The following is a 341-nucleotide window of genomic DNA, read 5'->3' on the forward strand; positions in this document are numbered from 1 at the left end:
CTAGGGTCCGTCTTCAAAGGGATCTTGCCCAGAGCAGGAGTGACGCGAGACTGACCGCTGCCTCGTACGAGGCGGCGGTCTTGTCGTACCTGGTGGCGATTCCGCGGAAGCCTTTGAGCCGGTTGAAGCAGCGTTCGACGACGTTGCGCTGGCGGTAGATCTGCCGGTCGAATGCCGGTGGCCGGCCTCCTCGGCTGCCGCGGTTGTGCCGGTGTCGCTGCTGGTCGTTCTTCTCCGGGATGGTGCACTCGATGCCGCGTTGACGCAGGTAGGCGCGGAACCCGCGGGAGCTGTAGGCCTTGTCGGCGATGACCTGGTCGGGTGTGGAGCGGGGCCGGCCG

General features: G+C 66.9%; 1 protein-coding gene. It reads right to left on the reverse strand.

The window, feature by feature from the left end; all coding sequences use genetic code 11:
* Window positions 1-13: 13 nt before the first annotated feature.
* Window positions 14-341: transposase (locus tag V2S66_RS34405; protein ID WP_330801041.1), on the reverse strand; the 328-nt coding region annotated here is incomplete at its 5' end.

Origin of the sequence: Actinacidiphila polyblastidii, assembly GCF_036353415.1 — a bacterium.
GTDB lineage: Bacteria > Actinomycetota > Actinomycetes > Streptomycetales > Streptomycetaceae > Actinacidiphila > Actinacidiphila polyblastidii.